This is a genomic window from Pigmentiphaga sp. NML030171, assembly GCF_002188635.1.
Classification (GTDB): Bacteria; Pseudomonadota; Gammaproteobacteria; order Burkholderiales; family Burkholderiaceae_B; genus Pigmentiphaga; species Pigmentiphaga daeguensis.
The window spans coordinates 1-23220 of record NZ_NINX01000052.1; the positions used below are offsets into that span (position 1 = coordinate 1).

24 protein-coding genes are annotated in these 23220 nt (G+C 68.0%); 15 read left to right on the plus strand and 9 right to left on the minus strand.

What is annotated here, in order from left to right; genetic code table 11:
• Positions 1 to 1011: NYN domain-containing protein (locus CDO46_RS26285; protein ID WP_140416919.1), on the minus strand; the 1011-nt coding region annotated here is incomplete at its 3' end.
• A 197-nt stretch (positions 1012 to 1208) separates the two neighbouring features.
• Between CDO46_RS26285 and CDO46_RS26290 the strand changes: the two genes are divergently transcribed.
• From CDO46_RS26290 to CDO46_RS26345, 12 genes are all read left to right on the plus strand, one after another.
• A complete protein-coding gene (locus CDO46_RS26290) occupies positions 1209 to 2174 on the plus strand; it encodes an ABC transporter ATP-binding protein (RefSeq protein ID WP_087841535.1) in 966 nt (321 codons plus the stop codon).
• A complete protein-coding gene (locus CDO46_RS26295) occupies positions 2174 to 2935 on the plus strand; it encodes an ABC transporter permease (RefSeq protein WP_087841595.1) in 762 nt (253 codons plus the stop codon). The genes CDO46_RS26290 and CDO46_RS26295 overlap by 1 nt, the downstream gene beginning before the upstream one ends.
• A 273-nt stretch (positions 2936 to 3208) precedes the next feature.
• The gene (locus CDO46_RS26300) at positions 3209 to 4345 is read left to right on the plus strand and encodes an ABC transporter substrate-binding protein (RefSeq protein WP_243724389.1); all 1137 of its coding nucleotides are present in this window, start codon (positions 3209 to 3211) and stop codon (positions 4343 to 4345) included.
• Between the two features lie 25 nt (positions 4346 to 4370).
• On the plus strand, positions 4371 to 5243 hold the full coding sequence (locus CDO46_RS26305) for a branched-chain amino acid ABC transporter permease (protein ID WP_087841536.1): 873 nt from the start codon (positions 4371 to 4373) through the stop codon (positions 5241 to 5243).
• A 2-nt stretch (positions 5244 to 5245) separates the two neighbouring features.
• Positions 5246 to 6319 carry a branched-chain amino acid ABC transporter permease gene (locus CDO46_RS26310; RefSeq protein WP_087841537.1) on the plus strand — a complete coding sequence of 358 codons (1074 nt, stop codon included), beginning with the start codon at positions 5246 to 5248 and terminating at the stop codon, positions 6317 to 6319.
• On the plus strand, positions 6316 to 7113 hold the full coding sequence (locus tag CDO46_RS26315; RefSeq protein ID WP_243724388.1) for an ABC transporter ATP-binding protein: 798 nt from the start codon (positions 6316 to 6318) through the stop codon (positions 7111 to 7113). The genes CDO46_RS26310 and CDO46_RS26315 overlap by 4 nt, the downstream gene beginning before the upstream one ends.
• Positions 7110 to 7844: an ABC transporter ATP-binding protein gene (locus CDO46_RS26320; protein ID WP_087841539.1), complete on the plus strand. Its 735-nt coding sequence runs from the start codon at positions 7110 to 7112 to the stop codon at positions 7842 to 7844. The genes CDO46_RS26315 and CDO46_RS26320 overlap by 4 nt, the downstream gene beginning before the upstream one ends.
• Positions 7845 to 7990: 146 nt before the next feature.
• Positions 7991 to 9217, plus strand: coding sequence for an FAD-dependent monooxygenase (locus tag CDO46_RS26325; RefSeq protein WP_087841540.1), 1227 nt, complete (start codon positions 7991 to 7993; stop codon positions 9215 to 9217).
• 65 nt (positions 9218 to 9282) lie between these two features.
• A complete protein-coding gene (locus tag CDO46_RS26330; RefSeq protein ID WP_176400851.1) occupies positions 9283 to 9984 on the plus strand; it encodes an Asp/Glu racemase in 702 nt (233 codons plus the stop codon).
• A gap of 10 nt (positions 9985 to 9994) precedes the next feature.
• A complete protein-coding gene (locus CDO46_RS26335) occupies positions 9995 to 10801 on the plus strand; it encodes an alpha/beta fold hydrolase (protein WP_087841541.1) in 807 nt (268 codons plus the stop codon).
• A 13-nt stretch (positions 10802 to 10814) separates the two neighbouring features.
• On the plus strand, positions 10815 to 11879 hold the full coding sequence (locus tag CDO46_RS26340; protein ID WP_087841542.1) for a 2,5-dihydroxypyridine 5,6-dioxygenase: 1065 nt from the start codon (positions 10815 to 10817) through the stop codon (positions 11877 to 11879).
• The gene (locus CDO46_RS26345; RefSeq protein ID WP_087841543.1) at positions 11876 to 12505 is read left to right on the plus strand and encodes an isochorismatase family protein; all 630 of its coding nucleotides are present in this window, start codon (positions 11876 to 11878) and stop codon (positions 12503 to 12505) included. The genes CDO46_RS26340 and CDO46_RS26345 overlap by 4 nt, the downstream gene beginning before the upstream one ends.
• 27 nt (positions 12506 to 12532) lie before the next feature.
• On the opposite strand, the gene CDO46_RS26350 is transcribed toward CDO46_RS26345, so the two are convergent.
• The 4 genes from CDO46_RS26350 to CDO46_RS26365 all read right to left on the minus strand — a co-directional run bounded on the left by CDO46_RS26350 (position 12533) and on the right by CDO46_RS26365 (position 16106).
• Positions 12533 to 13234, minus strand: coding sequence for a TetR/AcrR family transcriptional regulator (locus CDO46_RS26350; protein WP_087841544.1), 702 nt, complete (start codon positions 13232 to 13234; stop codon positions 12533 to 12535).
• Between the two features lie 86 nt (positions 13235 to 13320).
• On the minus strand, positions 13321 to 14298 hold the full coding sequence (locus tag CDO46_RS26355) for a 4,5-dihydroxyphthalate decarboxylase (RefSeq protein WP_087841545.1): 978 nt from the start codon (positions 14296 to 14298) through the stop codon (positions 13321 to 13323).
• A gap of 4 nt (positions 14299 to 14302) precedes the next feature.
• On the minus strand, positions 14303 to 15304 hold the full coding sequence (locus CDO46_RS26360; protein WP_176400850.1) for a tripartite tricarboxylate transporter substrate binding protein: 1002 nt from the start codon (positions 15302 to 15304) through the stop codon (positions 14303 to 14305).
• 70 nt (positions 15305 to 15374) lie between these two features.
• Positions 15375 to 16106 (minus strand): Xaa-Pro peptidase family protein, encoded by a 732-nt coding sequence (locus tag CDO46_RS26365; protein WP_087841547.1) that lies wholly within the window; start codon positions 16104 to 16106, stop codon positions 15375 to 15377.
• Positions 16107 to 16138: 32 nt separating this feature from the next.
• Here CDO46_RS26365 and CDO46_RS26370 point away from each other — a divergent pair, with 32 nt between their 5' ends.
• Positions 16139 to 16744: a hypothetical protein gene (locus CDO46_RS26370; protein WP_254914703.1), complete on the plus strand. Its 606-nt coding sequence runs from the start codon at positions 16139 to 16141 to the stop codon at positions 16742 to 16744.
• A 12-nt stretch (positions 16745 to 16756) separates the two neighbouring features.
• Here CDO46_RS26370 and CDO46_RS26375 read toward each other — a convergent pair whose 3' ends face one another.
• Positions 16757 to 17521 carry a sulfite exporter TauE/SafE family protein gene (locus CDO46_RS26375; RefSeq protein WP_243724386.1) on the minus strand — a complete coding sequence of 255 codons (765 nt, stop codon included), beginning with the start codon at positions 17519 to 17521 and terminating at the stop codon, positions 16757 to 16759.
• A 96-nt stretch (positions 17522 to 17617) separates the two neighbouring features.
• Here CDO46_RS26375 and CDO46_RS26380 point away from each other — a divergent pair, with 96 nt between their 5' ends.
• Complete coding sequence (locus tag CDO46_RS26380) at positions 17618 to 18550, plus strand: LysR substrate-binding domain-containing protein (RefSeq protein WP_087841549.1); 933 nt, start codon at positions 17618 to 17620, stop codon at positions 18548 to 18550.
• Here CDO46_RS26380 and lysA read toward each other — a convergent pair.
• Complete coding sequence (gene lysA / locus CDO46_RS26385; RefSeq protein WP_087841550.1) at positions 18537 to 19829, minus strand: diaminopimelate decarboxylase; 1293 nt, start codon at positions 19827 to 19829, stop codon at positions 18537 to 18539. The two genes, CDO46_RS26380 and lysA, sit on opposite strands and share 14 nt — an antisense overlap.
• Entirely contained in the window at positions 19826 to 20086 is a 261-nt protein-coding gene (locus CDO46_RS26390; protein WP_243724385.1) for a lipoprotein, read from the minus strand. The genes lysA and CDO46_RS26390 overlap by 4 nt, the downstream gene beginning before the upstream one ends.
• A 64-nt stretch (positions 20087 to 20150) precedes the next feature.
• On the opposite strand from CDO46_RS26390, the gene cyaY reads away from it, so the two are divergent.
• The gene (gene cyaY / locus CDO46_RS26395; protein WP_087841552.1) at positions 20151 to 20492 is read left to right on the plus strand and encodes an iron donor protein CyaY; all 342 of its coding nucleotides are present in this window, start codon (positions 20151 to 20153) and stop codon (positions 20490 to 20492) included.
• Positions 20493 to 20617: 125 nt separating this feature from the next.
• Here the strand turns inward: cyaY and CDO46_RS26400 are convergent, their stop codons facing one another.
• A complete protein-coding gene (locus CDO46_RS26400) occupies positions 20618 to 22981 on the minus strand; it encodes a penicillin-binding protein 1A (RefSeq protein WP_087841553.1) in 2364 nt (787 codons plus the stop codon).
• Between the last annotated feature and the right edge of the window lie 239 nt (positions 22982 to 23220).

Sequence of the window (23220 nt, forward strand, 5' to 3'; positions counted from 1 at the left end):
CGTTTCTCCGGCCGCCTCGGCCTCGGGCCGTCCGAGGCGGGAAGCGCTCTTGCCGGCGCCGCGGGTGTTGCGCCGCTTGTCCGCCCGGGGGGCGGGTGTCTCGGCTGCGGGCGCCTCGGCGGGTTCGACGGTGGGAGCCGGGGCGGGCGCCGCCACCGGCCTGGGCGCCGCCGGCTCGACCGGCGCGGCTTCGCCGTTGGCGCGATACACATAGGCGCCGGACTTGTCGTCGCGGCCGAACTCCAGCAGCCCGCGCGACTGGGCCGCCTCCAGCAGGTTGCCGAAGGCGCGGAAGCCGTAATAGGACTCGTTGAAGTCGGGGCGCCGGCGTTTGATGGCCTCCTTCAGCACCGAGGCCCAGATCTTCCCGGTGTCGCCACGTTCGGCCAGCAGTGCGTCGAAGGTCTCGACCGCCAGCGCGATGCCTTTCTCGCGCCGGGACTCCAGTTCGTCCTTGCGTGCCTTGTCCTCGTCGTGCGGGCGGCGGCTGGCCGGCTGCGCCCCGCGCGGCTCGCGGCGGGCGGCCTGGTGCGTCTCGCGGACCAGGTCGTCGTAGAAGATGAACTCGTCGCAGTTGGCGATCAGCAGGTCCGAGGTGGACTGCTTGACGCCCAGCCCGATGACCTGCTTGGCGTTCTCGCGCAGCTTGGAGACCAGCGGGGAGAAGTCGGAATCGCCGCTGATGATCACGAAGGTATTGACGTGCGACTTGGTATAGCAGAGGTCCAGCGCATCGACCACCATCCGGATGTCGGCCGAGTTCTTGCCGGACTGGCGCACGTGCGGAATGTCGATCAGCTCGAAATTGGCCTCGTGCATGGTGGCCTTGAAGCCCTTGTAGCGGTCCCAGTCGCAATAGGCCTTCTTGACCACGATGCTGCCCTTGAGCAGCAGGCGTTCGAGCACCAGCTTGATGTCGAAGCGCTCGTACTTGGCGTCGCGCACGCCCAGGGCCACGTTCTCGAAGTCGCAGAACAGCGCCATGCTGACGTTTTCCGGGGGATGGTTCATGGGGGAATGCTCCGGTCGTGCGGCGGCGGGCGGATGCCTGCCGCGAAAACAGGATGATACCGGGTCGGCCCGCGCGGGAAATGCCCCTGCTGGCGGAACAGGCTTGAAGACGCTGCCATGCCTATCCTATACACTCGACTTCCGCCGCCGGGACCGTGCCTTCCCCTCCCATTCCCCCGCGGCGCGACCATCACGCCATGCAGCCAGTCTCGACCCGCCCCCCGCTTCCCGGCGAGGCGCCCGCGATCGTTTCCATCTCGGGCCTCGCCAAGACCTACGCCAATGGCTTCCACGCGCTCAAGGGCGTGGACCTGCAGATACGCAAGGGCGAGATCTTCGCCCTGCTGGGCCCCAACGGCGCCGGCAAGACCACCCTGATCAGCATCGTCTGCGGGCTGTCGCGCCCGAGCGCGGGCGCCGTGCTGGTGGACGGCCACGACATCGTCCGCGACTATCGCGCGGCGCGTACGCGCATCGGCCTGGTGCCGCAGGAACTCGCCACCGACGCCTTCGAGTCGGTGTGGGCCACCGTCAGCTTCAGCCGCGGCCTGTTCGGCCACCCCGCCAACCCGGCCCGCATCGAAGGCATCCTGCGCGACCTGTCGCTGTGGGACAAGCGCAACGCCAAGATCATGACGCTGTCCGGCGGCATGAAGCGGCGCGTGCTGATCGCCAAGGCCCTGGCCCACGAACCCAAGGTGCTGTTCCTGGACGAGCCCACCGCCGGCGTGGACGTCGAACTGCGGCGCGACATGTGGAAGATGGTGCGCCGCCTGCGCGACGAGGGCATGACCATCATCCTGACCACCCACTACATCGAGGAAGCCGAGGACATGGCCGATCGCATCGGCGTCATCAACAAGGGCGAGCTGGTGCTGGTCGAGGAAAAGCGGGCGCTGATGCGCAAGCTGGGCAAGAAGCAGCTGACGCTGCAGTTGCAGGCCCCGCTCCAGGCGCTGCCGCCGGCGCTGGCCGGCTACGCGCTGGAACTGGCCGACGGCGGCAATGCGCTGGTCTATACCTTCGACACCCAGGGCGAGGCCACCGGCATCGCCTCGCTGATGCGGGCCCTGAACGAGCAGGGCATCGACTTCAAGGACCTGCATTCCAGCGAAAGCTCGCTGGAGGATATTTTCGTGAGCCTGGTGCGGGAGCAAGCATGATCAATTTCTACGCGATCCGGGCGATCTACCGGTTCGAGATGGCGCGGACCTTCCGCACGCTGACCCAGAGCATCGCCTCGCCGGTGCTGTCCACCTCCCTCTACTTCATCGTGTTCGGCACCGCCATCGGCTCGCGCATGGGTGAGATCGGCGGCGTCAGCTACGGGGCGTTCATCATCCCCGGCCTGATCATGATGTCGCTGCTGAACGAAAGCATTTCCAACGCCTCGTTCGGCATCTACCTGCCCAAGTGGACGGGCACCATCTACGAGCTGCTGTCGGCGCCGGTGTCGCCGGTCGAGGCGGTGGTCGGCTACGTCGGCGCGGCCGCCACCAAGTCGATGATGCTGGGCCTGCTGATCCTGGTCACGGCCCGCATCTTCGTGCCCTATCACATCGAACATCCCGTCTGGATGGTGGGCTTCCTGGTCCTGACCGCCGTCACGTTCAGCCTGTTCGGCTTCATCATCGGCCTGTGGGCCGACGACTTCCAGAAGCTGCAGATCATTCCGCTCATGGTCGTCACGCCGCTGACCTTCCTGGGCGGCGCGTTCTATTCCATCAGCATGTTGCCGCCGATCTGGCAGAAGATCACCCTGGCCAACCCCGTGGTCTACCTCATCAGCGGGTTCCGCTGGAGCTTCTACGGCCAGTCCGACGTCAACGTCGTGGTCAGCCTGGGCATGACGCTGGCGTTCCTGGTCGTATGCCTGGGCATCGTGACCTGGATCTTCCGCACCGGCTACAAGATGAAGACCTGAGGCCGGCCCGCCGCGCCATTCCGGTGCGCATGGACCCCCGCCGGTGCGGCGGCGCGCCCCGAGCGGGCGCCGCACCGGTGTTCCGCCCAGGGCGCACGGCTGGCACTCTTCCTGCTTAAGAAGCGACGGTGCCGGGAAATTATTGAGTCGATCAATTATTTTTCCCGGATCGTGCCGATTGCCGTAAACCCTAATTCATCGATAAATTAATTACTTGTTTAATTAATCGAGGCGGTGGGCAATTCTTAATCGAAACCTTTGCGAGAGGTCGCTATGCGTAAGCTGTCTTGGGCATTGTTGCTGGCGGGGACCATGGGCGGGGCAGCTCCCGCGGCGTGGGCGCAGGAAACCATCAAGATCGGTGTCATCCAGCCCCTCACGGGTTCGGTCGCCTACAACGGACTCACCTACGTCAACGGCGCCAAGCTTGCGGTCGAGCGCCGCAACGCGGCCGGCGGCGTGCTGGGCAAGAAGATCGAGCTGGTCATCGAGGACGGCCAGTGCCGTCCCGCCAACTCGGTGAACGCGGCCGAGAAACTGATCGTGCGCGACAAGGTCGTGGCGCTGACCGGGGCCTTCTGCAGCTCGGCCACGGCGGCGGTGATGCCCGTGGCCGAGAAATACAAGCTGCCCATGCTGACCGGGGTGTCCTCGAAGGCGGACCTGACCGAGAAGGGACTCCAGTACTTCTTCCGCTCGGCCGAGACCGACCGGTTGATGTCCAGGACTTTCAGCAAGATCCTGGCGCAGAAGCTGCAACTGAAAACGGTGGCCTACATCGGCGTCAACGACGACTGGGGCCGCGGCGGCGTGGAGGACTTCTCCAAGGACCTCTCCGCGCTCGGGGTCAAGACGGTGATGAAGGAGTACTTCGATCACGGCGCCACCGACTTCTACACCTTGCTGACCAAGCTGCGCGCGGCCAAGCCCGACGGGGTCTTCGTCGCCGCCGAGACCCAGGACGGCTCCATCCTGGTCAAGCAGTTCAAGGAGTTCGGCATCCAGACCAAGATCTTCGGCGTGGGATCGTGGGCGACCTCCGACTTCATCGGGCTGACGGGCGACGCCTCGGAAGGCATTTACGCGGCGGTGCCCTACGCCTCCAGCATGCCGGGCGAGCGCAACCAGGCCTTCGTCCAGTACTACAGCGCCGCCTACAAGGAAAAGCCGGGCAAGTACGGCGCCGCCGGCTACAACGCGCTGAACATCGTGATGGAGGCGATCGCCCGGGCGGGCAACACGCAGCCCGATGCGATCCGCGATGCCCTGCGCAAGACGGACTACGCCGCGCCCAACGGCCATTTCAAGTTCACCGAGAAGGGCGAGGGCTACGGCTTCGACGTGGTGCTGGTGCAGATCCAGAACCGCGAGCCCAAGGTGGTGGCGCAGGCCCCCACCGAGCGGCCCTGATCCGCGCGCCGAGTCGGGAGAAACGATGGACTTGCTGCCGCAGTTCCTGGCCAACGGACTGGTGATCGGGTCCTTCTATGCGCTGTCGGCGCTGGGGCTCACGCTCATCCTCGGCCTGATGCGCGTCGTCAACTTCGCCCATGGAGAGCTGTACATGCTGGGGGGCGTGCTGGGCTGGTGGGTGACCACCGCCCTGGGCCTGGATTTCCTGACGGGCCTGGCGCTGGTCGCCCTGGTCATGGGGGTGTTCGGCTGGCTGGTCGACCGCGTGCTGATAGAGCGCATCCGTGGCCAGGGCGAAGAGCCGGGCATCCTGCTGACCATCGGCCTGTCCATCTTCCTGGCCAACACGGCGCTGCTGGTGGTGGGCACCGCGCCGCTGAAGGTGGAAGGGCCGGTTTCCAGCGGGCCGGTGTTCCTGGGCCCCATCGTGGTCACCAAGATCCGGCTGTTCGCCGTCGCGGTGTGCGCGGCGCTGATCGTGGCCGCCTACCTGCTGATCCAGAAGACGCGCCTGGGCCGCGCGATGCGGGCGACCTTCCAGGATCCGATGGCCGCGCAACTGGCGGGCATCAAGACCGCGAACGTATACGCCTGCACCTTCGCGCTGGGAACCGTCATCGCGTCGCTGGCCGGGATGCTGCTCGGATCGATCTATTCGGCGCAGGTGTCGGTGGGCGGGCTGGTCAGCATGAAGGCCTTCGTCGTGGTGATCCTGGGCGGCATGGGCAGCTTCGCGGGCGCCATCGTCGGCGGGCTGGTGCTGGGGGTGGCGGAGGCGCTCTGGGGCGGCTACGTCGCCACCGGCTGGGTCGACATCATCGGTTTCGTCATCGTGATCCTTACCCTGGTGTTCCGGCCCTACGGCCTGTTCTCCAAACGAGCCGAGAGAGCCTGATCATGCAATTCGAACGTAACGCCATCCTGGTCGCGCTGCTGGCGGCGGGTCTGCTGCCGCTGGCGGTCCATGATCAGTACCTGCTGCATGTGGCCATCATGGTGCTGTTCTATGCCGTGCTGGCCACCAGCCTGAACCTGGTCGTCGGCTATGTGGGCGAGTTCTCGCTCGGCCACACCGCCTTCCTGGGCACGGGGGCCTACGCCGCGGCGCTGCTGTCCACGCAGCTGGGCTGGCCGATGTGGGCCACCATACCGGCCGCCGGCGTGCTGGCGGCGGCCATGGGGCTGCTCATCGGCAGCATCACGCTGCGCCTGCAGGGGCCGTTCTTCGTCATCGTGACACTGTCGTTCGCCGAGGTCCTGCGCCTGGTCGCGGACAACTGGGTCGCCTTCACCAACGGCCCGATGGGTATCGCCGGGGTGCCGCAGCCGGCATGGCTGGCCCAGGCAGGCAACCTGGCGACCAAGCAGTTCTTCTTCTACCTGGCCTGGGGCGTGCTGGCGGTCTCGCTCTACCTGGCGTACCGCTTCGTCTATTCCAATGCCGGCCGGGCCGCGGTAGCCGTGCGCGAGAACCGCTACGTCGCCCAGTCCATCGGCATCCGGCCGTTTCGCTACGCCATGCTGGCATTCGTGCTGGGCGCCTTCCTGGCGGGCATGGCGGGCGGGTTCTACGCGCACTACATCTCGTTCGTCGGGCCGGAAGTCTTCCGCTTCGCCTTCATGGTCAGCATGATCATCATGGTGCTGATCGGCGGCAAGGGGACCCTGGTCGGGCCGCTGATCGGGGCGCTGCTGGTGACCTTCCTGGAGGAATACCTGCGCGAGGCCAAGGAACTGCGGCTGTCGCTGTTCGGCCTGGCGGTGATGGCCATCGTGCTGTTCCTGCCGCGCGGCCTGATGGGATTCCTGACGACCCGCCGAGAGATGAGGACTCCCCCCTACGCGCTGTCGCGCGCCCCCCGGGGGGCGGCACCGGCGGACTGGCGGAGCCAGATCCGCTGTGCCCTGGGTCGGGGGGGCGCCATTCTATCCGGTGTAAGCGGCGCGTGGCGCCTTGGGAAACCGAAATGACAACTGTGCATGCAATTGGCCACGCCCCCATGCTGGACGTGCGCGGGCTGTGCAAGACCTTCGGCGGCATCAAGGCGGTCAAGGACATCAGCTTCCAGGTCAGGGCGGGCGAGATCGTCGGCCTGATCGGGCCCAATGGCGCGGGCAAGACGACCTGCTTCAACCTGATCACCGGGTTCTACGCGCCCACCTCGGGCGAAGTCCACGTCAGGGGCGAGAACCTGACCGGCGCTAAACCCTACCAAATGGCCAGGAAGGGCATCGTCCGCAGCTTCCAGAAGACGAACATCCTGAAGTCGCTGTCGGTGTTCGAGAACATCCTGGCCGGCCACTACCTGAGCGCCCGGCAGGGCCTGCTGCAGACCTTCTTCCCGGGCCGCAAGGTCCGCGCGGCCGAACGCGCCGCGCGCGAGGAGGCCGAACGCATCGTCCACATCATGGGGCTGGGCGAACGCATGAACGCGCCGGCCTACCTGCTGTCCTGCGGCGAGCTGCGCCTGCTGGAGGTCGGCCTGGCGCTGGCGGCCAAGCCGGACATCCTGATGCTGGACGAGCCCGCCGCGGGCCTGAACAGTCAGGAAGCCATGGAGCTGGGGCGCATCCTGAAAAAACTGCGGGGCACGCAGGTGCAGTCCATCCTGATCGTCGAGCACAACATGGGCCTGGTCATGAGCGTATCGGACCGCGTGGTCGTCATGCACTTCGGCGAAAAACTGGCCGAGGGCGTGCCGGCGGACGTGCAGCGCGACCCGCGCGTGATCGAGGCCTATCTGGGAGGAGGGCGCGCGGCATGAGCACCGTCCAGGCATCATCCGCTCCGCTGCTGGAGCTGGACAATCTTCACGTGGGCTATGGCAAGACCGCCGCGCTGCACGGCGTGAGCCTGCGCGTGCAGCCGGGCGAGACCGTGGCGCTGATCGGCGCCAACGGGGCGGGCAAGAGCACGACGCTGCGCGCCATCTCGGGCTTGCTCAAGCCCACGCGCGGCAGCATCCGCTTCAACGGGCGCGACATAGGCGGCATGGCGCCGGACCGCATCGTCGGGCTGGGCATTGCCCAGAGCCCGGAGGAACGCCATGTATGGCCCGCCATGACGGTCTACGAAAACCTGGTGCTCGGCGCCTACCTGTGCCGGTCGCAGGCCACCGTACAGCAGCGCGTGGCCAGGGTGTACGAACGTTTCCCGCGGCTGAAGGAACGCCATCAGCAACTGGCCGGCACGCTCAGCGGCGGCGAGCAGCAGATGCTGGCGATCGGCCGCGCCCTGATGTCCGAGCCCGTGCTGCTCCTTCTGGACGAGCCCAGCCTGGGGCTCAGCCCCAAGATGGCCGACGAGGTGTTCGACGTGGTGCGCGAGATCAGCAGGCAGGGCGTGACCGTCCTGTTGGTGGAGCAGAACGTGCACAACGCGCTGACCGCCGCGTCGCGTGCCTATGTGTTCGAGACCGGCCGGGTCGTGGCGCAGAGGGAGTCCGCGGGATTGCTGGAGGATCCGGAACTGCTGGCCGCCTATCTGGGAGGCTAGGGCCTGTGCCAGCCGCCTTCTAGCGTGAGCAGGCCCCAGGCGACGATGGAGCCCGGGCGTCATCGAAGCATTTATTAATTTTCTGTTTAATTATTTATGGGGGCCGGCCTGCCGCCGGCCCCCGCAGGAAGGAAAGGAGAAGCCGTATGAGTCGTCCCTTGCGCGTAGGCATCGTGGGTGGCGGGATCGGGGGCGTGGCGCTGTCGCGTGCCCTGACGCTGCGCGGTATCGAGAATCATGTGTTCGAGCGGGCGTCGGCGTTCGGCGAAGTCGGCGCCGGCGTGCAGGTCACGCCCAACGCCGTCAAGGTCCTGAAGGCGCTGGGCCTGACGGACGACCTGAAGCGGGTGGGGTTCCTGCCGCAAGCAATGGTGGGACGCAACTGGCGCTCGGGACGCGAGCTGTTCCGCACGCCGCTGAAGGAAAGCTGCCCGCAGATCTACGGCGCGGAGTTCTATCACGTCCATCGCGCGGACCTGCATGCCATCCTGTCGCAACACCTGGCCGACGGCAAGGGCGCGACGCTGGGCATCCATTGCACCGGCGTGCGCACCGAGGGCGGGACCGCCGTCGCGTCCCTGAGCGACGGCGGCGAATACGAGGCCGACCTGATCGTGGGCGCCGACGGCGTGCGCTCGGTGGTGCGCGATGCGCTGTTCGGCACGGAGTCGGCGCAGTTCACCGGCCACATGTGCTGGCGGGCCCTGGTGCCGGTGGACCGCCATCCGCTGAAGTTCGTCAGTCCGGACGCGGCGTTCTGGATGGGGCCCCACGGACACCTGGTCACCTACTACGTCAACGGCGGGGCGGCGGTGAACATCGTGGCCGTGAACGAGTCGCGCAACTGGGTGGAGGAGTCCTGGAACGTGCGCAGCAGCCGGGAAGAACTCACGAAGGCCTATGAAGGCTGGCATCCCGACGTGATCGAGCTTTTCAGCCGGACCCAGGATGTCTACAAGTGGGGGCTGTTCGACCGGGATCCGATGCAGGCCTGGTCCAAGGGCCGGGTCACGCTGCTGGGGGATGCGGCGCACCCGATGCTGCCCTTCCTGTCCCAGGGGGCGGCCATGGCCATCGAGGACGGCTACGTCCTTGGCGCGGCGCTGGAGCACTATGGCCGCGACGTCGGCGCCGCGCTGCAGGCCTACGAGGCCGAGCGCAAGCCGCGCACCAGCCGCGTGCAGCTGGAAGCCCGCGAGCGCGGCAAGACCTATCACCTGCCGTCGCCGTGGGCGCAGTTCAAGCGCGACCTGCTGTACCGGTGGCGCGAGCTGATCAATCCCAATGCCGTGGGCATCCAGGCAAACTGGGTTTACATCTACGACGCGACCACGTGCGCGCAGCGCTTCGGCCGGCCGGCGCTGGCGGCGTGAAGGGGAGGGCCTCCATGACATCCCGCTACCGCATCGGCCAGATCGTGCCGAGTTCCAACACGACCATGGAGACCGAGATTCCGGCCATGCTGCGGCTGCGCGAGCAGATCCGGCCGGAACGGTTCACCTTCCATTCGGCGCGCATGCGCATGAAGCACGTCACGAAGGAAGAACTGGCCGCGATGGACGCCGAGTCCGACCGCTGCGCCCTGGAGCTGAGCGACGCCCGGGTCGATGTGCTGGGCTACGCCTGCCTGGTGGCCATCATGGCGATGGGCACGGGCTATCACCGCGAGTCCGAGGCGCGGCTCGGCCAGCGTACCCGCGAGAACGGCGGCGCCGCCCCGGTCGTGACCAGCGCGGGCGCGCTGGTGGACGCATTGAAGATCCTCGGCGCCCGGCGCATCGCCCTGGTCGCACCCTACATGGTGCCGCTGACCCGGCTGGTGATCGGCTACATCGAAAGCGAGGGCGTCCAGGTGACCCAATGGCGCGCGCTGGAGATTCCCGACAACCTGGAAGTGGGGCGGCACGATCCAGGCCGGCTGCCGGACATCGTCGCCTCGATGGATACCTCGGACGTGGATGCCGTCGTGCTGTCCGCCTGCGTGCAGATGCCGTCGCTGCCGGTCATCGCCCGGGTCGAGGCGCTGACCGGCAAGCCGGTCGTGACCGCGGCCGTCGCCACCACCTACGCCATGCTCAAGGCGCTGGACCTCGAGCCCATCGTGCCCGGGGCCGGGGCCTTGCTGTCGGGCCGTTACTAGGGAGCCATTCGTGAGCAGCACTTTTCTTTACGGCGCCAACGTGCGCGCCAACGGCATACGCCAACACTATCTGCGTTTCGGCGGCAAGGGCCGGCCCCTGGTGCTGGTGCCGGGCATCACCAGCCCCGCGGTGACCTGGGCGTTCGTGGCCGAGCGGCTGGGGCGCCAGTTCGACACCTACGTGCTCGACGTCAGGGGACGCGGCTTGTCCGAGACGGCGCCGGGCATGGACTACAGCCTGGAGGCCTGCGCGGCCGACGTGGGCGCCTTCGCGCAGGCGCTGGGGCTGGCGGACTATTTCCTGGTCGGGCATTCGATGGGCGCGCGTATCGGTGCCATCGTGGCCGCGCACCACGCGCAAGGGCTGGCGCGCCTCGTCATGGTGGACCCGCCGGTGTCGGGACCGGGCCGCCGGCCCTATCCGGCCAGGATCGACTGGTACGTGGATTCCATCCGGCTCATGCGGGAAGGCGCCGACTGGGAAAAGCTCAAGCCGTTCTCGCCTACCTGGACCGAGGCACAACTGCGCCTGCGTGCCGAATGGCTGCATACCTGCGACGAGGACGCCGTGGTGTGCGCCTACCACGCCTTCGGCACGCACGACATGCATGCCGACCTGCCGGCGATCGCGGTGCCCGCGCTGCTGATGGTCGCGGGCAAGGGAGGCGTCATCGAGGCGGCCGACGTCGACGAGATCCGCAGCCTGATGCCCGGGCTGGAAGTGCGGACCGTGCCGACGGCCGGGCACATGATCCCCTGGGATGACGAGGAAGGCTTCTTCCAGGGCTTTGGCACCTTTCTGGGAACCCCCGTTTAGCAAGGAGCACGCTATGGCTGTCAGCGATTCCGATTTGATCCAGGCATGGACCCAGGTCCTGACGCTGTCGCGCCTGAAGCGCGGCGACACCGTCACGGTATTGACCACCGAGGGCGTGACCCATCCCCAGACCCTGCGCTGCGCGATGACCGCCGCCGGGCTGCTGGGCGCGCGCGTCAACCGGCTGGATCTGGCGCCCGTCAACGGCGAGAAATCGCTCAGCCGCGATTCCCTGGCCTACCTGGGCACCACGCCCTTGAGCGGCAACCGCGCGGCCATCGCCGCGCTCAAGGCCAGCGATCTGGTGGTCGATCTGATGACCCTGCTTTTCTCGCCCGAGCAGCACGACATCCTGCAAGGGGGAGGCAAGATCCTGCTGGCCGTCGAGCCGCCCGAGATCCTGCTGCGCATGGTCCCCAACGAAGCGGACCGCGCACGCGTGCTGGCCTGCGGGGCGCTGCTGGAACGTTCGCGCGAGATGCGGGTGACGTCGACGGCGGGTACCGACCTGGTCTGTCCGTTGGGCGAGTTCCCGGTGGTCAAGGAGTACGGCTTCGTGGACGAGCCGGGTCGCTGGGATCACTGGCCCAGCGGCTTCGCCCTGACCTGGCCGAACGAGCGGGCCACGCGCGGCCGCATCGTGGTGGACAAGGGCGACATCCTGCTGCCGATGAAGTCGTACGTCAGCGATCCCATCGTGATGGAGGTGGAGGACGGCTACGTCACGTCCATCACGGGCGGCATGGACGCCGAACTGCTCAGCGACTACATGGAGTCCTTCAACGACCCGGAAGCCTATGCCATGTCGCACATCGGCTGGGGGGCGCAGAACCGCGCGCGCTGGTCCACGCTGGGGCTGTACGATCGCGAGGCCACGATAGGCATGGATGCGCGCGCCTACGCCGGCAACTTCCTGTTCTCGCTCGGGCCCAACAACGAGGTGGGCGGGTCCCGCAGCACCGCGTGCCACATGGACATTCCGCTGCGCCGCTGCACAGTGTCGCTGGACGGCCGCGAGGTGGTGGCCGAGGGCCGCCTGATCGAGGAGCGGCTGGCCGAGGCGGAGGCCGCATCATGAGCAAGGACGGCAACGACCGCGCGGTCTACGCCCGCCAGGGTTTCGGCGCGGGGCTGGTGCCCGAGCCTCCGTTCGGCCTGCTCGTCGTCGACTTCGTCAACGGCTTCGCCGATCCGGCCATCTTCGGCGGCGGCAACATCCCCGCGGCCATCACGGCCACGCGTCCGTTGCTCGCGCTGGCGCGCGGACGCGGCTGGCCCGTCGCCCACACGCGCATCGTCTACGCGGACGATGGCGCCGATGCCAATGTCTTTTCCGCCAAGGTGCCGGGAATGCTGGGCCTGACCGAAGCCGCGCCGGCCAGCGCCATCGTGCCGGAACTTGCGCCCCTGCCGGGAGAGCTGGTGGTGCGCAAGAACGTGCCGTCGGCATTCTTCGCCACCGGCCTTGCCCCGTGGCTGACGCAGCGGGGCGTGCGCACGCTCGTGGTGGCCGGTTGCGTGACCAGCGGCTGCGTGCGCGCGAGCGTGGTCGATGCCATGTGCTGGGGCTTCCGGCCGGTGGTGCTGGCCGATTGCGTGGGCGACCGCGCCGTCGGACCTCATGAAGCCAGCCTGTTCGACATGGCGCAGAAGTACGCCGAGGTCATGGACTACGCCGACCTGCTCCGCCGGCTGGACGACTGAAAGGCCGGGGGGGCGCCCCGGCCCGCGCTAGGGTGCCTGCATGCCGCCGGTCACGAAGCGGGTGACCTGGTCGATCAGGCTGTCGGTGTCGTCCGGATCGTAAAGACCCGGGGGCGCCATTTCTTCCATGCGGTGGGTATCCGAGAACGCATACAGATAGGTACCCACCATCAAGGTGACGCGCCAGTACGCGTCCAGCTCCGGCAGGTTGGGCAGGGCCTTGCGCACCGCGTCCACATAGAGCCGCGTGGAGCTGCCGTAGGCGTCGGTTCGCAGCTTGTAGGAAATCTGCGGCGGTTCGGTGTGCAGGCGGGCCTGCAGGCGCAGGAACGACCGCCCCTCGGGCGTCGCGCGAAAGGCCAGCGTGGGCATCAGGAAGGCCTGTACGACATCGCGCACCTTGGGCCGGCCAGGCTTGGCCTGCAACTGCGCCAGGTTCTCCAGGCGCTGCTGCGAAATGATCTGGCTGCGGCGCATGAACACGGCTTCGTACAGGCCGTACTTCGAACCGAAGTAGTAGTTGATCAGTGCCTGCGTGACCTTGGCCTGGTCGGCGATCTCCCGCAAGGTGGTGCCCGCGTAGCCCAGGTTGGAAAAGAGTTCTTCCGCCGCATCGAGTATGTCGTCCCGGACGACGCTGGTGCCCTCGGGGCGGCCGGGGCCCTTCTGGCCGGCCTTGCGCCTGGTTTGGGCTGCGGGGGCGCCCCGGCGGCCGCTGACCAATTTCATAAGCGATTAATTAAATATTGGCTGCGAAGCCTCCATGCTAAGGCTTTTCGCGCACGTGGGCCACGCCCCGGCGCGCCTGTCGCGCGTCAGCGTAGCGCGAACACCTCGTCCGCGGACCATGCGCGATCCAGGTAGCCATCGGCATGCAGCATGGCGGAGAAGGCCTCCAGGGTCGCGCGGTTGCGCGCCACGCCATAGGGCCAGGGATCCGCGCCGAAGGCGGCCTGCGTTTCTTCCACGTGGTCCATCAGCCAGGGCAGCGTGGCGGCCAGCGCGCCGCTGAATCGCAGCCGCTGCCAGGCCTGGTCCTTGGCCTGTTCGCACGCCCGCACCAGCGCGGGCGCCAGCCACGGATGCGCCTCGTGGCGATCGCGGCGCAGAACCAGGGCGTGCATGATGGGGAACACGCCGGTCGCCTCGTAGTAGGCGGCTTCCACGCGCCTGTAGTCCGGAAACAGCCGCCGCACGGCGGGGTGCCTGCCGTACGAGCGGGGGATGAAGGCGCCGATGAGCGCGTCGATGCCGCCCTGGGCCAGCATGTCCGACAGACATGTGGTGGCCGGGATGCGCTGCCATTGCAACGGGCGGCTGGGGCGCAGCTCCATGATGTCGCCGCCGGCGACGCCATATTCGTTCACGCCGCCTTCGTACCATTCGGCGTTCGCCAGGTCGACGCCGTAGCCGTCGCGCAGCAGGCCGCGGATCCAGACCGCGGCCGTCATCTGGTGGCCTTGCACGCCGATGCGCTTGCCGGCGAGATCGGCGGGCGACCGGATGCCCGCGTCCTCGTTCACGAAGATGAAGCCGTGGCGGAACATGCGCGACGGGAACACCGGCAGCGTGACGAAGTTGGCGCGGCGCTGCGCGGTCAGCGCGTAGCAGTGCGTGAGCGACATCTCGGCGACGTCGAAGGCGCCGTGTTCGATCATGGGGCTGAAGATGTCCACCGGCCGCTGGCGCACGTGCGGGACGATGCGCACGCCGTCGATCGCCACGCTGCCGTCGTACAGCCCTTGCAGGCGGTCGTACGGACCCGCCGCGAAGCTGAGCTCGAGTCCGCTCATGGAGCTATTCCAGCTTGACGCCGGCTTCGCGCACCATCGCGCCCCAGCGGTCGAATTCCGACTTGAGCATGGTCTTCATCTCGGCCGGGCTGTTGGGCTTGGGATCGTGCGAGGCGGCATGGATGCGGTCGATCAGGTCCGGCGATTTCAGCGCGGCGGCGACTTCGGCATTGAGCTTGTCGACGATCTCGGGCGGGGTGCCCGCCGGCGCGAACAGCGCGATGGCCGAGTCGATCTTGAAGCCCGGCACGCCGGCTTCTTCCATCGTCGGCACGTCGGGCATGGCCGAGGCCCGCTGGCTGCCGGTCACGGCCAGCACGCGCACCCGCTTGGACTGGAGCAGTGGCTGGATGGGACCGGAATCGGTGATGCCGGCCTGCACCTCGCCCGCCGCCACGGCGGCCGCGGCGGGGCCGCCTCCCTTGTACTGCACCGGAACCATGTCCAGGTCCAGCGAACGCTTCAGCAATTCGCCCGCCAGGAAGGTCTGGCTGCCGACGCCGGTCACGGCATAGCTCAGGGCGCCCGGCTTGGCCTTGGCGGCGGCGATCAGGTCGCGCACCGACCGGATGGGCGAGTCTTCCTTGACCGACACCACCAGGCCGCTGGTCGCCAGCAGCGAGATGGGGGCGAGGTCCTTGAGCGGGTCGTAGCCGGCCTTGGTCAGGTGCACGGTCACCGTCACCGCGCCCAGCGAGGTCAGCAGCAGCGTGTAGCCGTCGGGCTTGGCGCGCGTGACCGCACCCACGCCTATCGTGCCGCCGGCGCCGGCACGGTTCTCGATGAACACTGTCTGGCCCATGCGTTCGGTCAGCTTCTGCGCCAGCGAGCGCGCGATCACGTCCACGCTGCCGCCGGGCGCGTAGGGCACGATGACCTGTACCGGGCGGTCCGGGTAGCGTTGCGCGTGGGCCGCGGGGGCGGCAAGCGCGGCCGCGGCGGCCAGGGTGGACGCGAGGGCGTATAGCGCGCGAAGGCGGTAGGGGGTCGATCCGTTGCGTTGCATGGCGTGCCTCCAGAAGGGGAAGGGCAGGGGTAATGCGGCGAAGCGCCGCGCCGGGGCGCGGCGGGCGGGCTCAGAGTTCGATGACGGTCTTGGGGGTCTTGTGCAGGCATTCCCCCGGCCCGTCGGGGCCGATGATGTAGTTGTCGCAGACGGTGGTGAAGACGCTGGCGGTGGCATGGCCGGGATGGACCACGATGTTCATGCCGGCGGCGATGGGCATGGTCTCGTCCTCGCGTATCAGCGGACGCTCGACCATGTCGTAGCCCTGGCCGTGGGCATACAGGCGCGTTTCCTCGCGCATGCCGCGGGCACGCATGAAGGCGTTGTGGGCGGCCAGGATGTCGGCGGGCATCGCGCCGGGCTTGAGGTGGTCCAGCGTGTGGCGCTGGGCCTCGACCAGCAGGGCCATGGTGTCCAGCAGTTCCTGCGAGGCCTTGCCCAGCACGAAGGTACGGGCCAGTTCGCCGTAGTAGCCGCCCGGGCCGTTGTTCTCGATCAGCAGCGTGAAGGCGTCGCCTTCGCGCATCTCCCTGCCTTGCAGGTGGCGGGGCTTGTACATCGCGGCGCGGCCGGCGGGCGAGGACGAGCCGATGAACAGCCCCTGTTCGCTGCCGCGCAGCTGGCCCGCGTACTGGGCGTAGGCGGCGACCTCGAAATCCTTCATGCCGGGGCGGATGTGGCGGGCCAGGGCCTGCAGTACCTCGTCCTGCATGGCCGCCATGCGGCCGATGGCCTCGATCTCGTCGGCGCTCTTGATGGCCTTGATGTGGTCGACCATGTCGGTGGCATCGACGAAGCGCACCGAGCCCGCCGTATTTCTATACCGTCGAGCTGCTGCGCAAGTACGGCCTCGCGCCCAACGACGTGCAATGGGTGTCGACCGGCACCGATGCCGCGTCGCGCGCCAGCATGCTGCTGGGCGGTCAGGTGGATGCCGGGCTGCTGACGGCGCCGTCGTACTTCAAGCTGGAAACCCAGGGCCTGAAGGTGCTGACCGAGCTGCCCGACCACGAGGACATCTACGTCAGCACGGCCTTCCTCCACAAACGCAGCTACCTGGCCGAGCAGCGAGGCCGGGCCGAGGGCCTGATCCGCGCCCACGCCGAGGCGATCAAGCGTTTCTACGATGACAAGGCCTTCGCCGTGGCGACCTTCAAGGCGTTTGACCAGCCCGAGAGCGAGGCCGACATAAGCCGGGTCTACGACATCTACGTCAAGCGCAACGTGCTCGACCGCGTACCTCTGATTTCCAAGGCCGCCATCCAGGCCACCATCGACCGGCTGGCGGAGCAGACGCCGGCGGTGCGCAAGCTGGACCTGGGCAAGGTCGTGGACAACAGCCTGGTGCTCAAGCTGGTCAAGGACGGATGGTTCGAGCAGACTTTCGGCTCGGCCGTGCGCGAGGAGCAGGAGCGCAAGATCGCCGGTGCGCTGGGCTGATGCCGCCGGCGGTCATGATGCAAAGTAGCGCAAGACCAGGACCGCGCCCGAGGCCAGCACGACCAGCGCCACCAGGCGCAGGAAGGCCTCGCGGCTCAGCGCCAGCGTGATCCGCCGCCCTGCCCAGGTGCCCAGCAGCATGGCCGGCGCCAGCATCAGCGCGGTGGCCAGCAGTCCGGTGTCGGCATAGACGCCGGCCGCCAGGAAGAACACGGCGCGCGTGAAGGTGGCCAGGCCGATCAGGGTGCTTTGCGTGACGCGAATGTCGTTCTTGTCCCGCAGGCGGCCGGCCAGGTAGATGGCATAGATGAAACCGCCGCTGCCGAACAGCGCGGAGAACACGCCACCCACCGTACCGAAGGCATAGGCCGACCCTGGCGGCAGCGTCCGGTGCGGACGAAAGCCGCTCAGGGAATACAGCGAGTAGGCGATGGCGAACACGCCCAGCAACAGGAGCAGGGCGTCCGGCCGGCTGCGCAGCAGGACGACGGCGCCCACCAGGCTGCCGAGCACCATCGCCGGTACCAGCCGACGCAGCTCGCCCATCGACGCGTGGCGCACGTCGCGCGCCACGCTGGTGGTGGCCGCGGCGAAGTCCAGCAAGGCCAGGAGCGGTACGATGGTGGCCACCGGCACGAAGTTGGCCAGCAGCGGGCCGGCGACCAGCGCGGTGCCGAAGCCCGCCATGCCGAAGATGACGTAGGCCGCTGCCACGCCGGCGAACATCAGCGCGAACTGGGAAAGCGGAACGGGAAGCAGGAAGAGAAGGGCATCCACGGCTGGGCTCGATCGGGGCAACGGCAGCAGTCTGAGCCCTGCGCGCGTGGCGGTCCAATTCTAAAATCAGGCCTCATCCATCTCATCGCGCGATAAATGTTCTCGGTCAGGCAGCTTGGATACTACGTGGCGATCGTCGAGGCCGGCAGCTTCAGCGAGGCGGCCGAGCGGCTGCACGTGGCACAGTCGGCGCTGAGCCGGCAGATCAAGCTGCTGGAGGAAGAGGTGGGCGTGGCGCTGCTGGCGCGCACCACGCGACAGGTGGAAATGACGGCGGCGGGAAGGGCCTTCCACGAGGACGCGGTGCGCATGCTGGCGGGGCTGGGCGAGATGGCGGGCCGCGCGCGCCAGGCCGAGCGCGGCGTGCAGGGCAGCGTGGCGCTGCTGCATTCCAGTTCCGTGCCGCTGGGCCGGTCGCTGCTGGCGCCGCTGCGGCGCCACCTGTCGCGCCAGCCCGGTGTCAGCCTGTCGATCTCGTCCGCATCGTCCGAGCAGCAGGCGCAGGACATCCAGGACGGACGCGCGGACCTGGGCCTGGCCCGCGCGCCGGTGCTACGGCAGCTGCCCGACGTGCTGACGGAGGTCCTGTACGAGGAAGCGCTGGTGCTGGCCGTGCCGGCGGAACATCCGCTGGCGGGGCGGGACGCGGTGCCGCTGCATGCCCTGCGCGGCGAACGCTTCGTGTCGCTGCCGCATGCCCATCGGGGCGGGTTGAGCTATCGGGTGGTGGAACTGTGCCGGCAGGCCGGGTTCTTTCCCCTGGCCGCGCAGGCGGTGTCCCGCAAGGCGACCCTGCTGCGGCTGGTGGAGCTGGGGTTCGGCGTCGCGCTGGTGCCGGCGGACATGGCGGCCGACGCGCGCGCCGAGGTGCGCCTGGTGGCGTTGGCCGAGTGCGATGCCCGCACCCAGGTGCTGCTGCACGTCCACCGTTCGCCCACGCCGCAGGCCCGCCAGGTCGCCGATGCGCTGCGCGCGGCCTGCGCGGGTTGGCGAGGACTGGGCCGCGCGGACCCGGTCAGCCCAGGGTAGATTCCAGCGCCAGCAACTGCTCGACGGTTTCGCGCGCCCGCACGACATGGTAGTGGTCGCCGTCCACCATGACTTCGGCGGCGCGCGGGCGGGTGTTGTAGTTGCTGGCCATGACCATGCCGTAGGCGCCCGCCGATTCCACGGCCAGGTAGTCGCCTTCGCGCACGGCCAGGTCGCGGTCCTTGGCCAGCCAGTCGCCGCTCTCGCACACCGGCCCGACCACATCGTAGCGTCCGGTGGCCTCGTCCGCGCGCGGCGCCACGGCCAGCACGCCGTGGTAGGCCTCGTACAGCGTCGGGCGGATCAGGTCGTTCATGGCCGCGTCGACGATCAGGAAATTCTTCGCTTCCGTGGGCTTGAGGTACTCCACGCGCGTCACCAGCAGGCCGGCGTTGCCGACCAGGGAACGGCCGGGTTCCAGCACGATCTGGCGCGAGCCGTAGCCGCGTGCGTCGATGCGTTCGAACACGCGGGACAGCAGGTCGGCGGGGGCCAGCGCGGTCTCGTGGGCGTAGCGGATGCCCAGGCCGCCGCCCAGGTCCAGGTGCTCGACCCGGATGCCGTCGGCCGCCAGCTTGTCGAGCAGGTCGAGCAGCTTGTCCAGCGCGTCCAGGAAGGGGGCGGTCTCGGTGATCTGCGAGCCGATGTGGCAGTCGACGCCCACGATCTCGATCCCCGGCAGCGAGGCCGCGGTCCGGTAGGCCGCGGGGGCGTCGTCGATGGCGATGCCGAACTTGTTTTCCTTCAGGCCGGTCGAGATGTAGGGATGGGTCTTGGGGTCGACGTCGGGGTTCACGCGCAGCGATACCGGCGCGCGCTTGCCCATCGCCTGCGCGACCTCGGACAGGCGGTGCAGTTCGGGCACGGATTCGACGTTGAAGCACTTGACGCCCGCTTCCAGCGCCAGGCGCATTTCGGCGGCCTGCTTGCCTACGCCCGAGAAGACCACCTTGGCCGGATCGCCGCCCACCGCCAGCACGCGCTGCAGCTCGCCCGCGGACACGATGTCGAATCCGGCTCCCATGCGCGCGAATTCCCGCAGCACCGCCAGGTTGGAGTTGGCCTTCATGCCGTAGCAGACCAGCACGTCGCGCGAGCCGATGCCGCGCCGGTAGGCGTCGTAGGCGGCGTGCAGCGCGGCGCGCGAATAGACGTACAGCGGCGTGCCCAGCTGGTCGGCCAGCCGGGCCACGGATACGCCTTCGGCGTGGAGCACGCCGTCGCGATAGGCAAAGTGGGGGCTGCCGACCGGAGTGGGCAGGGAAGCGGGGGTGGTCATTGTGTCAGGGGGGTATGCGAGATGGATTCGTTGCGCCGGGAGATGTCGTCGACGTCGCCCGTGGTCTTGGACACCGGCGCGGGGGCGGGCTGCACGGCCGGCGCGGGCGCCGTGGGGGCCGGCTGGGCAGGCAGGTAGAGCGGGCCCTTGATGCCGCAGGCGGCCAGCAGCGCGAGCGGCAGGACCGCCAGCAGGGGAGCCAGGCGGCGCCCGGCCGGCCGGGCGCCGATGGCTACAATGCCGGTATCAGCAACCAACGAGGGGTCTGGGCATGCGGCGCGCGCAGGGCGCGTGGGTTTCATGTCGGACATAGTCGAAATTATGAACGAAAGCGAGTTTCTTGCCTTGGCCGACGCCATCCTGGATTCCATCGAGCGGCAGGCCGACGTGTGGTTCGAGCAGCGCGACATCGATATCGAGGCGACGCGCAGCGGCAACGTGCTGACGCTGACCTTCGCCGATCGCAGCCAGGCGGTCATCAACAGCCAGGCGCCCATGCAGGAAATGTGGGTGGCGGCGCGCAGCGGCGGGTTCCATTATCGCCTGAAGGACGGGAAGTGGCTGGATACGCGGTCTGGCGAGGAACTGGCGCGGGCGTTGTCGCGGATTTGTTCCGAGCAGTCGGGGGAGGAGATTGTGGTAGAGGAACTGCCGGTTCGGTGAGTTCTAAACACGGCTGGTCCGGGGCACCGAATGCGCCGTCCGGCCTCTCGGCGCCCCGGACCCAGCCTGCGGCGTCTTGTGGTGGTGGCCGCCCGTGGGGGTATGGCGGGCGGGCGTAGGGGCGGTCAGGGCAGGTATTCCGGGCGGGTGTTGCCGCCGCCGCTGGTGCTGCCCGAGCTGCCGCCATTGCCATTGATCAGGTTGCCCAGGCTGTCGATCAGCCGCGACATGGGATCGGTCGAGGGGGGCGGCAGTCCTACGGTGGCGACGGCCTGGCCGGGCGGGAATTCGGCGAAATAGTAGTCGCCGTTCTGCACGATGATGCCGGGGGGCATGGGCTGTTCGCGCTGGGGGATGTCCTTGAGCGCGCGCTGCATGTATTTCAGCCAGATCGGCATGGCGGCGCCGCCGCCGGTTTCGCGCACGCCCAGCGAGCGGGGCTGGTCGTAGCCCAGCCAGGCGACGCCCACGAGGCCGGGGGTGTAGCCGGCGAACCAGGCGTCCACCGAGTTGTTGGTGGTGCCGGTCTTGCCCGCCACGTCCTGGCGCTTGAGCGACAGGGCGGCGCGGGCGGTGCCGGTGCGGACGACGTCGCGCAGCATGGAGTCGGCGATGTAGGCCGTGCGGGCGTCGATGGCGCGCAGCGATTCGTCGCCCGCCTTGGTCGGGCGAGCCTGCATCAGGACGCGGCCGGTGCTGTCGGTGACCTTGTCGATCAGGTAGGGGGTGACGCGGTAGCCGCCGTTGGCGAAGACGGAATAGGCGCCGGCCATCTGCAGCGGCGTGACCGAACCCGCTCCCAGCGCCATGGTCAGGTAGGCGGGGTGGCGGGCGGCGTCGAAGCCGAAACGGGTGATGTAGTCCTGGGCGTACTGCGGACCGATGCTTTGCAGCACGCGGATCGACACCATGTTCTTGGACTTGGCCAGCCCCTGGCGCATGGTCATGGGGGGCTCGTTCTTGCCGTCGTAGTTCTTCGGTTCCCAGCGCTGCGAGCCGGTGGCCGAGGCTTCGAGCACGAACGGATCGTCGGAAATGATGGTGGCGGGAGTCAGGCCCCGTTCCAGCGAAGCCGCGTAGATGAAGGGCTTGAAGCTGGAGCCGGGCTGGCGCCAGGCCTGGGTGACGCGGTTGAACTTGCCGCTGTGGAAATCGAAGCCGCCGACCATGGCGCGGATGGCGCCGTTTTGCGGGTCGGTGGAGACGAAGGCCGCCTGGACCTGGGGCGTTTGCAGGATTTCCCACTCGTTTCCGGTCTTCAGGATGCGGACGATGGCGCCGCGGCGGATGCGCACCGAAGGCTGGGCCTTGGCCGACAGCGCCGGCTGCACGAACTTGAGCCCCTTGCCGGTGATGTCGATGATCTCGCCCGAGCTGCGGGCCACGCGGACCTTGTTGGCATCGGCGGCCAGGACCACGGCGGACAGCAGGGTATCGCTGTCGGGATAGTCGTTCAGGGCGTCGTCGACCGCCTCGTTCAGCTTCTCGGGGTTGTTGTCGATGCCATTGGGCAGGTCGACGAAGGCCTCGGGGCCGCGGTAGCCGTGGCGGCGCTCGTAGTCCAGCACGCCGTCGCGCAGCGAATCGTAGGCGGCATCCTGCATGTCCCGGTTCACGGTCGTATAGACGTTCAGGCCGCGGGTGTAGGTCTCTTCCTTATAGATGTCGTAGACCAGCTGGCGAGCCAGCTCGGCCACGTATTCGGCGCGCACGCCGAATTCTCCGCCCAGTTGCCGGACCTGCTGCTTTTCGTCCAGGGCGGCGCGGTATTCGGGCTCGGTCAGATAGCCCAGGCTCAGCATGCGCTGCAGCACGTATTGCTGGCGCAGCTTGGCGCGGGTCGGGTTGACCACCGGGTTGTAGCGCGACGGGGCCTTGGGAATGCCGGCCAGCATCGCGGCCTCGGCGGCGGTGATCTCCGACAGCGGCTTGCCGTAATAGATGCGGGCCGCCGAGGCGAAGCCGTAGGCGCGCTGGCCCAGGTAGATCTGGTTGATGTAGAGCTCCAGGATCTGGTCCTTGGTCAGGTTGGCCTCGATCTTGAAGGTCAGCAGGATTTCGTAGAGCTTGCGGGTCCAGGTCTTTTCCGACGACAGGTAGAAATTCCGGGCCACCTGCATGGTGATCGTGCTGGCGCCCTGGCTCTTGGACAGGTTCACCATGTTGGTGAGGGCCGCGCGCATGACGCCGGACCAGTCTATGCCGCCATGTTGGTAGAAACGGTCGTCTTCTGCCGACAAGATCGCCGATTTGAGTACATCGGGTACGTCGCGGATGCGCACGACGTTGCGCCTTTCCTCGCCGAATTCGCCGATCAGGGCATTGTCCGCGGTGTAGATCCGCAGCGGCATCTTCGGATGGTAGTCGGTCAGGGCGTCGAGGTCGGGCAGGTTCGGGTAGGCGAGGGCCAGCGCCAGCCCCACCAGGAGGGCGCCACAAACGGCCAGCCCGGCCAGAACGCCGGCGACCTTCAGGAGAATACGGGACATGAGGAAGCAGCTTCTCGTGCGAGGACGAGACCCATTATAGGAACATCGAAACGGATCGGCTTATAGACCGCCCGGCGGCCCGGGCGTTCCTGTAACAGTTGGTGTGCCGGGTCCCGGGGGCCGATTTTCCGCTTCCGGCCCTCTTGCGGGATAATGCATCTTATATCGATATCTTTCTGTGGCTTCGGCCTCACGAGCTAGTGGATCAGGTCTCTTACGATTCATGCGCGGCCGCCGCC